This window comes from Phreatobacter aquaticus, from assembly GCF_005160265.1.
Classification (GTDB): Bacteria; Pseudomonadota; Alphaproteobacteria; order Rhizobiales; family Phreatobacteraceae; genus Phreatobacter; species Phreatobacter aquaticus.
The window spans coordinates 1,190,973-1,202,608 of sequence record NZ_CP039865.1 but is presented as its reverse complement, the minus strand read 5'-3'; the positions used below and the strand labels follow the sequence as shown (position 1 = coordinate 1,202,608).

General features: G+C 65.0%; 10 protein-coding genes and 1 tRNA gene. 5 read left to right on the top strand and 6 right to left on the bottom strand.

The window, feature by feature from the left end; translation table 11 throughout:
- The first annotated feature begins 2 nt into the window (after positions 1 to 2).
- The 3 genes from rsmG to E8L99_RS05545 all read left to right on the top strand — a co-directional run bounded on the left by rsmG (position 3) and on the right by E8L99_RS05545 (position 2,443).
- On the top strand, positions 3 to 662 hold the full coding sequence (gene rsmG / locus E8L99_RS05555) for a 16S rRNA (guanine(527)-N(7))-methyltransferase RsmG (protein ID WP_137098616.1): 660 nt from the start codon (positions 3 to 5) through the stop codon (positions 660 to 662).
- Positions 663 to 688: 26 nt separating this feature from the next.
- Complete coding sequence (locus E8L99_RS05550) at positions 689 to 1,501, top strand: ParA family protein (RefSeq protein ID WP_391527475.1); 813 nt, start codon at positions 689 to 691, stop codon at positions 1,499 to 1,501.
- 66 nt (positions 1,502 to 1,567) lie between these two features.
- Positions 1,568 to 2,443, top strand: coding sequence for a ParB/RepB/Spo0J family partition protein (locus tag E8L99_RS05545; RefSeq protein ID WP_137098615.1), 876 nt, complete (start codon positions 1,568 to 1,570; stop codon positions 2,441 to 2,443).
- Positions 2,444 to 2,446: 3 nt separating this feature from the next.
- Here E8L99_RS05545 and holA read toward each other — a convergent pair whose 3' ends face one another.
- Genes holA through leuS form a run of 3 tightly spaced genes read right to left on the bottom strand, consistent with a single transcriptional unit; the run spans position 2,447 to position 6,632 of the window.
- Positions 2,447 to 3,478 carry a DNA polymerase III subunit delta gene (gene holA, locus E8L99_RS05540; protein WP_137098614.1) on the bottom strand — a complete coding sequence of 344 codons (1,032 nt, stop codon included), beginning with the start codon at positions 3,476 to 3,478 and terminating at the stop codon, positions 2,447 to 2,449.
- A gap of 3 nt (positions 3,479 to 3,481) precedes the next feature.
- Positions 3,482 to 4,024 carry an LPS assembly lipoprotein LptE gene (gene lptE / locus E8L99_RS05535; RefSeq protein WP_137098613.1) on the bottom strand — a complete coding sequence of 181 codons (543 nt, stop codon included), beginning with the start codon at positions 4,022 to 4,024 and terminating at the stop codon, positions 3,482 to 3,484.
- A complete protein-coding gene (gene leuS, locus E8L99_RS05530) occupies positions 4,011 to 6,632 on the bottom strand; it encodes a leucine--tRNA ligase (RefSeq protein ID WP_137101967.1) in 2,622 nt (873 codons plus the stop codon). Before leuS ends, lptE begins: the two co-directional genes overlap by 14 nt.
- A 149-nt stretch (positions 6,633 to 6,781) precedes the next feature.
- Between leuS and E8L99_RS05525 the strand changes: the two genes are divergently transcribed.
- Positions 6,782 to 7,453, top strand: coding sequence for a YggS family pyridoxal phosphate-dependent enzyme (locus E8L99_RS05525; RefSeq protein ID WP_137101966.1), 672 nt, complete (start codon positions 6,782 to 6,784; stop codon positions 7,451 to 7,453).
- A gap of 71 nt (positions 7,454 to 7,524) precedes the next feature.
- Positions 7,525 to 8,328: a sterol desaturase family protein gene (locus tag E8L99_RS05520; protein WP_137098612.1), complete on the top strand. Its 804-nt coding sequence runs from the start codon at positions 7,525 to 7,527 to the stop codon at positions 8,326 to 8,328.
- Between the two features lie 43 nt (positions 8,329 to 8,371).
- Here the strand turns inward: E8L99_RS05520 and E8L99_RS05515 are convergent.
- The 3 genes from E8L99_RS05515 to E8L99_RS05505 form a co-directional block, all read right to left on the bottom strand.
- A tRNA-Arg gene (locus tag E8L99_RS05515) sits at positions 8,372 to 8,448 on the bottom strand.
- Between the two features lie 51 nt (positions 8,449 to 8,499).
- Positions 8,500 to 10,116, bottom strand: coding sequence for a heme biosynthesis protein HemY (locus E8L99_RS05510; RefSeq protein WP_137098611.1), 1,617 nt, complete (start codon positions 10,114 to 10,116; stop codon positions 8,500 to 8,502).
- Between the two features lie 10 nt (positions 10,117 to 10,126).
- Positions 10,127 to 11,611 carry a mitofilin family membrane protein gene (locus tag E8L99_RS05505; RefSeq protein WP_137098610.1) on the bottom strand — a complete coding sequence of 495 codons (1,485 nt, stop codon included), beginning with the start codon at positions 11,609 to 11,611 and terminating at the stop codon, positions 10,127 to 10,129.
- Between the last annotated feature and the right edge of the window lie 25 nt (positions 11,612 to 11,636).

The window sequence follows — 11,636 nt, the reverse complement described above, 5'->3', positions numbered from 1 at the left end:
TCATGGCCGCCAATGTTTCAGATCGGGCAGCCGCTGAGGCCGCCGCGCGACAGGCGGGCGTTGCCGTTTCACGTGAAACGCAGGATCGCTTGGTCCTCTATGTCAGTCTTCTGCGGCGCTGGAACCCGGTGAAGAACCTGGTCTCGCCACACACCCTGTCGGCTGTCTGGGAGCGCCATATTGCCGACTGTCTGCAGCTCGCGGCGCTAGCACCGGATGCGCGCACCTGGGTCGATCTTGGATCGGGCGGCGGGCTTCCAGGCCTTGTCATTGCGGCTGTGTTGGCGGAGCGTGCCGGCACCCGGATCCATTTGGTCGAGAGCAAGCTCGGCAAGGCTGCGTTCCTCCGGGAGGCAGCCCGCCAGATGGGCGTGCCCGCGACGATCCATGCCTTCCGGATCGAAGGCGTTTTGGCTCAATGGACCGAGCCGGTCGACGTGGTGACAGCCCGTGCGCTTGCGCCGCTCGATCAGCTGGTCAGACTTAGCGTTCCCCTGTTGAAAACTGGGGCCTTTGGACTCTTTCCGAAGGGACAAGATGTAGGGTCCGAATTGACGCAAGCCGCTAAATATTGGAAGCTCGACACCGTGCTGACGCCAAGCGTCACGGAACAAGACGGACGCATCGTCACGGTCCGACGCGCCGAACCAGTCGCATCCTAGCTTTCTCTAACGTCGGACGGTCCGTCATGGCGATGATCTCTTCGTCCCCCGCTTTCAGCGGTCCCCGGATTCTGGCTCTCGCAAACCAGAAGGGGGGCGTCGGCAAGACGACAACCGCCATCAACCTGGGGACGGCGCTTGCCGCCATCGGCGAGAAGGTGCTGATCGTCGACCTCGATCCGCAGGGCAATGCTTCGACCGGGCTCGGTGTCGACCGCCGCTCGCGGGAGAAGTCCACCTACGATGTTCTGGTTGGCGATATCACGCTCGCCGACGCCATCCAGGAAACCTCGATCCCGCGCCTGTCGATCGCGCCATCGACCATGGATCTGTCGGGCGTCGAGCTGGAAATCGCCAGTGCCCGCGACCGTGCGTTTCGGCTGCGGAACGCCATCGACAGCGTCGCCAGCCAGTATTCCTATGTGCTCATCGATTGCCCGCCGTCGCTCAACCTGCTGACCATCAACGCGATGTCGGCGGCCAACGCGATTCTGGTTCCGCTGCAGTGCGAGTTCTTCGCGCTCGAGGGCCTTTCGCAGCTGATCAAGACGGTGGAGCAGGTGAAGGCGACGCTCAACCCGGGGCTCACCATCCATGGCATCGTTCTGACCATGTATGATGCCCGCAACAACTTGTCAGCCCAGGTCGTCGATGACGTCCGCCAATTCATGGGCGACAAGGTTTATCAGACCATCATTCCGCGCAATGTGCGGGTGTCGGAGGCGCCGAGCTACGGTAAGCCGGTGCTGCTCTATGATCTGAAGTGCGTCGGTAGCCAGGCCTATCTGCGGCTGGCGTCGGAAATCATCCAGCGCGAAAAAGTTCTGCGCGCAGCGTAATCGAGTTCGATTCGGTCCCGGATCGACCAGGAGGCCGCGTGCGGCGGCGCTTCCCAGGAGGATGTCATGGCGGAAGAGGCGGTGCGTCAGCGCCTTGGCCGGGGGCTTGCGGCCCTGATCGGCGATGTTGGCGAGGAAACGGCGGCTGTTGACCGGCTGCGGGCCACGCGCAAGGTGCCGATCGAGTTCGTTCGCGCCAATCCGCGTAATCCGCGCCGGACCTTCCGGGAGGAGGATCTCCAGGAGCTGGCGGACTCTGTCCGCGAGCGCGGTATCATCCAGCCGATCGTCGTCAGGACCGTGGCTGGCGCTGTCGACGCCTATGAGATCGTTGCCGGCGAACGCCGCTGGCGGGCGGCGCAGCTGGCGGGTCTGCACGAGATCCCGGTTCATCTCGTCGAGGTCGGTGATCGTGAGGCTCTCGAGCTGGCGATCATCGAAAACGTCCAGCGCGCTGACCTGAACGCGCTGGAAGAAGCGCAGGGCTATAATGAGCTGATCGAGCAGTTCGGCTACAGCCAGACCGACCTTGCCAAGGTCATCGGCAAGAGCCGCAGCCATGTCGCCAATACGCTGCGCCTGCTGAAGCTGTCGGACAAGGTGCAGACCTACCTGCGCGACGGCCAGCTCACCGCGGGCCATGCGCGCGCGCTGCTGTCACACGCCAATCCCGATCGAGTCGCTGCCGAAATCGTCGAGCAGGGCCTGAATGTCCGCCAGGTCGAAGCGCTTGCGCAGGATCAGGCCGAGCAGGCGGGTCGTGCGCCCCGGCAGCGCGAGCGCGTCGAGAAGGACGCTGATACCCGCGCCCTCGAGAAGTCACTGTCGGACCGGCTTGGCATGGTGGTGACGATCGATCACCGGGGGGCGGGTGGCGAATTGCGCATCCGCTACAAGTCGCTCGAGCAACTGGACGAGGTTGCCCGCCGCCTCAACGGCTGAGGTTCAGCGCTTCGTCGCCCTGGCGTTCATCGCGATCGCCATCAGCGTGCGATTGACGATGGCTGTTGCAAGATCCGCCTTGATACGGGTCTCGAATGTGGCTTCTGCAACACGCACCATCATGCGCTCCAGGCGCGCGGCGGACCAACGGTTCAGCTGGCGCTGAACCAGTGCCTTCCTGCGGAAGAATAGCGGCGGCTCGAACCGATCGGCGGCCGTCTCGACGGATGAGCCTTTCTCGACTGCGACCCTTGCCTTGTGGAGCGATCCGAGGTGGCGGCCCATGGCGGACATGATCTGCGGAGCAGCGACGCCCGATGCATCGGCACGCACCAGCAGCCGGTCGAGGATGGCGGGCTCGCCGCCTGCCGCCGCGTCGATGATTTCATCGATACCGAGCGCCATGCTGTCGCCGGCGATCGCCTCGACGTCTTCGGCGCTGATCCGCTCCTTGCCGTGGGCATAGAGGCAGACCTTCTGGATCTCGGCGCGCGATGCCAGCCGATCGCCACCGAGATGGGCCACCAGCAGACTTGCGGCATCCGGGTCGATCACCATGCCGGCCTGGGCGACCTCATCGGACACCAGCCTGCGGATGTCGGCCTCGCCGTCGGAATAGCAGGGAATGACGGCTGCCTTCGCCGAGCGTTCGGCTTCGACGCGCAAGGGGGCATTCTTCTTGAGGTCGCCTGCCTCGATCAGCACGATCGCGTCGGCCGGTGGCGCAGCGAGCAGCGGAGTGACCGCGGCGGCGAAAGACTTGTCGCCGGCTTTCACCCAGATCAGGCGGCGCGCGGCGAACATCGCGACGGTACCAGCCTCGTCTGCAAGGCGGGCCGGATCGGAAGCGAGACTGTCGCCCTCCAGGCGCACCACGGAGAAGGGGTCATCCAGATCGGGAACAGCGGCCTTGGCCAGCATGCGAGCCCGCTCACCGACGAGGCCGGCATCGGGGCCGTAGATCAGGATGATCGGGCGGGCACTATCCGGCGCCTTCAGAAACCGGTCGATTTCACCGCCCTTGAGAACAGCCATCGTCTACCGGGGCCGTGTCGCGTACCAGCCGGCTACCTGGGTAACGATGTTTTCGGCCAGCGTCTTGGCCGCGCGTTCCTGCGCCTCGATGATGGCGCGGTCGGACGCCAGGCGCTGGGACGTGCGGTCGAATGAGGCCGATGCGAAGGACGAGCCGCGATAGAGCACGTCGGTGCCGCCGACCGCCACGATCGTGTAGGCAGCGGTGAGCGAAACGGTCTGAGCCGAGGGTCGCCCGGCTGCCGTGTTGAGCAGCAGAGGCACCGTGTCGATGGTCAGGTTGACCTTCAGGACATGAGCCGGATTGGCGGCGCGGCCGCCGCCACCCTGGGTCAGATAGATCAGTTCATTGCGAAGAATGACACCGCTACGGCCGGAGATTTCCGGAATATCCAGCTCACGAAGCTGATTCTGCGCCGCCCTGCCGCCCGATACGACATTGGGGTCGCCATAGAGCGGTGTGAAGCAGCCTGCGAGCATCGCGCTCGCAGACGTGATGGCCAGAGCCCTCAGAACCAGGCGCCGCGACATGTCAGCCGACCACATTCACGATCCTCTGGGGTACGACAATTATCTTCTTGGCCGGTCGGCCCTCGAGTGCCTTCTGGACAGGCTCGAGCGCCAGAGCCGCATCTTCGATCTCTTTCTGGGCCGCGTCGCGCGCAATCGTCAAGTCCGCGCGCTTCTTGCCATTCACCTGAACCGGCAAGGTCATCGTGTCCTCGACAAGGATAGCATCATCGACCACCGGCCAAGCCTGCTCGGCGACGAGGCCCGAATGGCCAAGCGCTGCCCAGCATTCTTCCGCCAAGTGCGGCATCATCGGGGCTACCAGCTGAACCAGGATATCACCGGCTTCGCGCAGCGACGATGACAGGTCGGCCGAGGCCTGGTCACCCTTGATGCCATCCAGAGCCCGGCCCAGGGCATTGGCGAGCGTGTAGATGTGCGCAACGCAGCGGTTGAAGGCGAGGCGCTCCAGATCACTCCCGACGGCGGCGAGGGCCTGGTGAGCGGCGCGCCGGATGACAATGGCGGCTTCGCTGGTTGCCGGAGCCCGCTCGCCGGCCGCAGTGCGTTCGGCGATTTCGCCGACGAGGCGCCAAACGCGCTGGACGAAACGGCTGGCGCCCTCGACGCCGGCCTCGGTCCAGATCACATCGCGCTCGGGAGGCGAATCCGACAGCATGAACCAGCGGGCGGTGTCGGCGCCGTAGGTGTCGATGATGTCGTCGGGATCGACGACATTCTTCTTCGATTTCGACATCTTCTCGATCGAGCCGATCTCGATGGGCATGTTCCCGCCCTTGAGTGTGGCTCGCCGCTCGTCGCCCTCACCCGTAATCGTTACCTCGGCCGGCGTGACAAAGGTGCCATCGGTCAGACGGTAGGTCTCGTGGACCACCATGCCTTGCGTGAACAGGCCGCGGAACGGCTCGTCCAGGCCCGCATGGCCGGTCGCCTTCATGGCGCGGGTGAAGAAGCGCGAATAGAGCAGGTGCAGAATCGCATGCTCGATGCCGCCAATATACTGGTCCACCGGCAGCCAGGCATTGACCACTGCCGGATCGGTCGGGCTGTCAGTGCGCCAAGGATCGGTGAAGCGCGCGAAATACCACGAGGAATCGACGAAAGTGTCCATCGTATCGGTTTCGCGCCGCGCCTTGGCGCCGCATTGCGGGCAAGCGACGTGTTTCCAGGTCGGATGGCGGTCGAGCGGATTGCCCGGCTTGGAGAAGTCCGCATCGTCGGGCAGGCGCACCGGCAGGTCGGCGTCCGGCACGGGCACGGGACCGCAGGCGTCGCAATGGATGACGGGGATCGGACAGCCCCAGTAGCGCTGGCGGGAGATCAGCCAGTCGCGCAAGCGGAAGTTCACCTTGCGCTGGGCGACCGGTACATTGCCGAGGGTTGCTGCCTCGAGCCGCCGGGCAACCTCGGCAAAGGCGGCGTCGGTGGTCATCCCGTTGAGGAAACGGGAATTGATCATCACGCCGTCGCCGTCATGCGGCGTGTCGGTGACGGTAAAGTCATCTCCTGCGTCGGGCGGGCGTACGACCGTCGCGAAGGGCAGGCCGTACTTGCGGGCGAACTCGATGTCGCGCTGGTCGCCCGAGGGGCAGCCGAAGATGGCGCCCGTGCCGTAATCCATCAGAATGAAGTTCGCGACATAGACGGGGACCGTCCAGGTCGGATCAAACGGATGGACTGCACGGATCCCGGTGTCGAAGCCGAGCTTCTCGGCCTGTTCCAGCGTCGCGACCGACGTGCCCATGCGACGGCATTCGTCGGAGAAGGCTGCAAGCGCCGGATTGCTCTCGGCGGCGGCCTTCGCCAGCGGATGATCCGGCGCGATCGCCATGAAGGCGGCGCCGAACAGTGTGTCCGGCCGTGTCGTGTAGATTTCCAGTTCCGACTGGCCGGCGGGTGCGGTGGCAGCGTCCAGCGCCCAGCGGACCATCAGGCCCTCGGAGCGGCCGATCCAGTTCTTCTGCATCAGCCGGACCTTGTCCGGCCAGCGATCGAGGCCGTCGAGGGCGGTGAGCAATTCGTCGCTGAAGGTGGTGATCTTGAAGAACCACTGGGTCAGTTCGCGCTGCTCAACGAGCGCCCCCGAGCGCCAGCCGCGGCCGTCGATCACCTGTTCGTTGGCGAGCACGGTCTGGTCCACCGGGTCCCAGTTGACCTTGGCCGAACGCCGCTCGACCAGCCCGGCCTTCATGAAATCGTTGAACAGCTTCTGCTGGTGCCGGTAATAGCTCGGATCGCAGGTGGCGATCTCGCGCGACCAGTCAAGCGAGAGGCCCATGCTCTTCAGCTGGGCTTTCATCGTCTCGATGTTCTTGTAGGTCCATTCCTTCGGGTGGACCTTCGAGGCCATGGCGGCATTCTCGGCCGGCAGGCCGAAGGCATCCCAGCCCATCGGGTGCAGGACGTTGAAGCCCTTGGCGCGCTTGTAGCGCGCCACCACATCGCCCATCGCATAGTTGCGGACGTGGCCCATATGGATGCGCCCCGAGGGATAGGGGAACATCTCGAGGACATAATAATTCGGCCGCGGATCGCCGTTCTTCGTCTCGAAGATCTTGTTGGCGTCCCAGACGCCCCGCCATTTGGGTTCGGCGGTGCGGGCATTGTAGCGTTCAGTCGTCATGATCAGCGATTTGGCCATGCGGGGCAGCCGTTGCATGGCAGACAGCCAGGCGCGGGGCGTTGAAAAGCGAGGCCGGACAACACACGAAAGGTCTGGACCGGTCAACCATTTACACGGTAGCGGATCGGGCCAGATCCGGAGTGCCAGCCATGTCAGATGCCGTTTCCCGCCTCACGGAGGTCAAGGCCGCGATTGCGGATGCGACCTCAGCCGCAAAGCGTCCCGCGGGCGATGTCACGCTGGTTGCCGTGTCGAAGACCTTTCCGGCTGAAGCGATCGAGCCGGTTCTGGCGGCTGGACAGCGGGTGTTCGGCGAGAACTATGTCCAGGAATCAAAGGACAAGTGGCCGGCGCTGCGGGCACGCTATCCGGATGCGGAGGTTCACATGATTGGGCCGCTGCAGTCCAACAAGGCCAAGGATGCGGTCGCTCTGTTCGACGTGATCGAGAGCCTGGACCGTCCGTCGCTCGCCAAGGAGTTGCAGAAGGAAATCCAGAAGGCGGCTGGTCGGAAGCCGCCACGTTTCCTCGTCCAGGTGAATACCGGTGCCGAACCGCAGAAGGGTGGCATTCTGCCAGAGCAGGCCGATGCCTTCATTCTGGCCTGCCGAGAGCAGTACGGACTGGATGTCGAGGGGGTCATGTGCATTCCGCCCGCCGATGAGCCGCCTGCGCCACATTTTGCGTTGCTGACGTCGATTGCCCGCCGCAACGGCCTGAAGGTCATCTCTATGGGGATGAGCGCGGATTATCCGATTGCGGTTGCCATGGGCGCGACCCATGTCCGGGTCGGCAGTGCGATTTTTGGATCGAGGGGCTGAGGTCAGGCGAGGAAGGCCGTGTCACCCCGGCCATGACCCGTTAAGATGCCGCCGTTTACCGGAGAACCACCATGGATGCCGTGCTGAAGGCCGCTCAGGATTTCGCGCTCCTGCTGGCTGCAATCTATGCCGCTACCGTGGCGCTCTATTTCGCCCTTGGCTACGGCATCACATGGCTGAACGACCGCAATCCGGAGCGGCGCATTCAGAAGTCGCGGCGCGGCGAGATCCGAAAGGCGGTTGAGATCCGTCAGAGCATCGAATCCATCTTCGTGACCTGTCTGGTGGTGACAATCGGGATCTTCGCGCAGCAGCAGGGTTGGGCGCTCACGCCCTGGACCCTCACCTGGTGGAACGCCGTGCCGCTGTTCCTGTTCTGCATGGTGCTGTTCGACGCCTGGTTCTACTTCGCGCATCGCCTGCTGCACACCAAGCCGTTCTATCGCTTCCATGCGCTGCATCATCGCAGCGTCGCGCCGACGGTGTGGAGCAACGATTCCATCGGCCATGTCGATACGGCCATGTCGCAGGGCTTCTACATGGTGATCGTGTTCCTGGTGCCGTTCCCGGCGGTCATCCTGCTGCTGCACCGGGCTTTCGACCAGATCAACGGCACGTTCGGCCATGCCGGTTTTGAATATTTCGCGTCGAAGACCGCGCGTTATCCCTCGCCCATGCTGTGCACGACCTATCACGATCAGCACCACGCCGAGTTCCGCTATAATTATGCCAATTACTTTTCGTTCTGGGACCGCGTCTGCGGCACGATTTCGCCGATCTATGACAAGCGGGTCGACGATTTCGAGGCAACAAGCCCGCCATTGCGCCTGAAGAAGCCGGCAGAACCCGCGGTGGCTGACAAGCCCGCAGGTTGACGCGGCGCATTGCGAGAAGAGCACCCAATTCGGCGCTGATATCTGGCGGTCCCGAAGGGATTCGAACCCCTGACCTTCGGTTTAGGAAACCGCTGCTCTATCCTGCTGAGCTACGGGACCGTTGCGCCCTCTATGTCACGGCCGGGATGGCGCCCGCAAGAACCCATCGCGTCAGCTGCCGAAAAGGGACAGCCGTTTCGGTGGGGTTGCTGGCTGGTCCGGTCCCGGATCATCGGGGGCGCGAGCGATCGGAAAGACGGTTTCAGCGGGAACCGATCTGTCCTTGTTTGCAGGCTCAGGGACGCGTGCTGCCAGCTCGACCTCTGCCGCGTATTGCGCGACCGGCGGAGCCGGTTCGGCCATAGGGGGCGCAGGAACCACGGGCTCAGCGACGATCTCAACCGGGGCAGGCTCCGGCGCAGCAGCGGGCAGCATATCGATCACCGGTGTTTCCGGCTCGTGGGCGTCCGCCAGAACATCGTCGACATGCAGGATCGGGCCGCCGAGCTCTGCGACCGGCACTTTCCATTCGAAGGCATCAAGCCTGCCTGTAACAGGGGAAACCGGCAACCAGACGTCGCTGGTCTGCCCATCAGCCGTCCAAACCGGATCGCGGGCAGCCCTGAGGGCGCGTGCCATCCACTCCCGCGCATGGCCCTGGTCATTGCCATCCTTGGCCGAGAGTTCCGCCATCAGAAGGCAGGCGCGCTGTGTCGGCGCGCTGCCGGTCGCTTCCTCGAGAGCACGGCGTGCGACGGCGAATTCGCCGGCATCGATCGCGGCCCGCGCAACGGCCAGCAGGCTTTCGGGATGAGACGGCGTGCTGCGGGCAAGATGTTCGACGCGCTTTAGCTGATCGAGGCGGGAATCGCCGCTTCGGGCGATCGCATAGGTCTCGGCGAGATCGGGATGAGGCGACAGCTTCCATGCCGCTTCCAGCAGGCGCGAGGCTTTCCGCGTGTCGCCATCGGCGGCCAGCAGCCGTCCAGCCAAGGTTGCTGCCGGAACCAGATCAGAGGCAAGGCCATTGGCTTCAATGGCGAGTGCCTTCGCCATGGCCGGATCATGGTCGACCAGCATGGTGGCCTTAGCCGTGAGCAGAACGGCACGACGGCGCTTGGCTGTGTCCTTGTCGATCACGCGGGCCGCATATTGGCGCTCCAGGCTGGTGAGCGCGCCGTCCCAATCTCCCGATCGTCCCTGGTCTTCAAGCACGGCCTGCGCGGCCCAGCCGGCCGTGGCGGAGGCCTTGACGGCCTCGTCGGCAATGGCACGAGCCGCTGCGGTATCTGACCGCCGCTGTGCCTCGACATAGAGGCCGCGCAGACCGAGAACGCGCGTCTCGGGCTTGTCGATCATGGCGCGGAAGGCAGCCTCGGCGCCGGGGCGGTCGCCCGCGAGCTGAGCTGTTTGGGCGCGCAAGAGCAGAGTGAGCGGGGCGGCCGGCGCGAGCTTCTCGGCCTCGGCTGCAAATTTCTCGGCAGAACGACGGTCGCCGGCGCCGATGGCGACGATCCCACGGGTGATCGCGTCCTGACCCTTGGCAGCCCGACGGCGTTCCATCGAGCGGGCGGCGACCGCCGGACTGGCAATCAACCATTTCAGAATGCCGATTGCTGCCATGATGGCGGCTGCGAGCAGGACAAGTCCGATGACGCCGGTGAGGACCTCGAACTCGATCTGCCGGCCGAGCCAGACCATGGTCACGGTGCCAGGCTGATCGGCGATCCAGGCCGCGCCGGTCGCCAGAAAGGCGAGGAGAACCAGAAACAGAACAACGCGAATCATCCGTCTGCTCCTAGCGGGTGCCAAGCGCGGTAAGCGCCTGAGCTGTCGTGCGTTGCAAGGCGGTGTCGGCGGCGAGGCGGGCACCGGCCTCGGTCAGCCAACCCTGGGCCAGGGCCTTGGCTGCAGCGGGTAGCCTGTCGGCATCCGCGATGGCGCCGGCAAGGTCATTGCGCGCCAGCTTGGCTTGGACGCGTCCAACCACGGCGCCGACATCGTCACCAGAGGTCTCCCCCACGGGTCGGACGCGCACCAGTGACTGGGCGCTTGCTGTCAGGCGGTCGATGACCCCGCCTTCCGGCGCGGGCGTGCCGGCGCGCTGGATGGCCGGTGCGAGCGTTGCAAATCGCATTGCCAATGCGTCACGCGTCGCAAGTCCGGTCGCCGCAGCGGCTTCGAGAGGCTGCAGGGCTGTGGTGTCTGCACCGAGCGCCTTGGCGGCCGCCAGTTCCGAACCATAGGGGCCGCCACGGTCAGCCGCCGAGCGCAGCAGTTGCAGACCGACGACGAGCGCCGCCTTCTGGCCGAGGGCGTCACCCTGACCCCGCGCTGCGTCCAGCACAGCGATCTTCGCACCGAGCGCCTGGAGATTGTCCGCTAGCGCCTTCAGATCCGCGTTTGTCCCTTGAAGACGACCGTCCAGGACGCCGATGCGATCGGTCTGCGGCTGGATAGCCGCCCGAATGCGCTGGTCGACAAGTGCAGGATCGATGGCAGCGGTCGGAGTGGGCGGGCGGGGCTGATTGAGGGCAGTCATCGCCGCCTTCAGAGCGGTGATCTCACGATTGAGCGGTTCAAGATCGACCGTCGGTGCGGGTGCGGCCGTCCCGGTGGACACAGCCGGTGCCGGGCGATCCTCCAGAGCCTTGAGCCGTCGTTCGAGGCTTGCTACCGCCGATTCCATCTGCTGCCGCAGGGGCGCAAGGTCGGGAGCAATGTTGGCTCCTGCGCTTGCGGGTAGTGGCCGGGCCGCGACATCCTTCAAAGCCTGGTCCATAGCGGCAAGGCGCGCCTGGATATCGGGGGTGACAGGTGGATTCGTGCCCGGAACGATCCCCGCGACCTGAGCTCCGATTGCGAGCCCTCCCGTCAGCAGGGCGCCGATCAGGCCAGCAGCCACAAGGCGGCCAAAACCGGCTGCCGGGGGCTCCGGCGTGCGGGCCGGCTCGGCGACCCGGTCCAACGCGGGCGCGGATTGTTCAACAGACGATGCGGGGCCATGGTCGCCGTCGGATGGCTGTGCGCGCCCTGAAGCAGTTTCCGACGGCTCGTCGGTCGGAGCGGAATCAGGCACTGCCGGTTCTGGCGGCCCAGGTATGGTGTCGGACGGCGAAGCTTCAGCCACCTCCGGCCCTGCCGCAGGCTCGGTACCCTCGACCGTCGCTGCGGTCTGCTCGGTGGTGGCGGCGGCAATCTCGGTCGCTTCAAGTGTGATGACGGGCGATTTTCCGCGCCGCGTCTGCTTCTGGTCGCCCGTTGCGCGATTATCGGTCGCCATATCACATGTCTCCCGGAGGGGGCCC

What these genes read in the sequence shown, in the direction of transcription:
- rsmG (WP_137098616.1), top strand. Translation starts at nt 3, where the DNA reads ATGGCCGCCAATGTTTCAGATCGGGCAGCCGCTGAGGCCGCCGCGCGA.
- E8L99_RS05550 (WP_391527475.1), top strand. Translation starts at nt 689, where the DNA reads ATGGCGATGATCTCTTCGTCCCCCGCTTTCAGCGGTCCCCGGATTCTG.
- E8L99_RS05545 (WP_137098615.1), top strand. Translation starts at nt 1,568, where the DNA reads ATGGCGGAAGAGGCGGTGCGTCAGCGCCTTGGCCGGGGGCTTGCGGCC.
- holA (WP_137098614.1), bottom strand. Translation starts at nt 3,478, where the DNA reads ATGGCTGTTCTCAAGGGCGGTGAAATCGACCGGTTTCTGAAGGCGCCG.
- lptE (WP_137098613.1), bottom strand. Translation starts at nt 4,024, where the DNA reads ATGTGGTCGGCTGACATGTCGCGGCGCCTGGTTCTGAGGGCTCTGGCC.
- leuS (WP_137101967.1), bottom strand. Translation starts at nt 6,632, where the DNA reads ATGACGACTGAACGCTACAATGCCCGCACCGCCGAACCCAAATGGCGG.
- E8L99_RS05525 (WP_137101966.1), top strand. Translation starts at nt 6,782, where the DNA reads ATGTCAGATGCCGTTTCCCGCCTCACGGAGGTCAAGGCCGCGATTGCG.
- E8L99_RS05520 (WP_137098612.1), top strand. Translation starts at nt 7,525, where the DNA reads ATGGATGCCGTGCTGAAGGCCGCTCAGGATTTCGCGCTCCTGCTGGCT.
- E8L99_RS05510 (WP_137098611.1), bottom strand. Translation starts at nt 10,116, where the DNA reads ATGATTCGCGTTGTTCTGTTTCTGGTTCTCCTCGCCTTTCTGGCGACC.
- E8L99_RS05505 (WP_137098610.1), bottom strand. Translation starts at nt 11,611, where the DNA reads ATGGCGACCGATAATCGCGCAACGGGCGACCAGAAGCAGACGCGGCGC.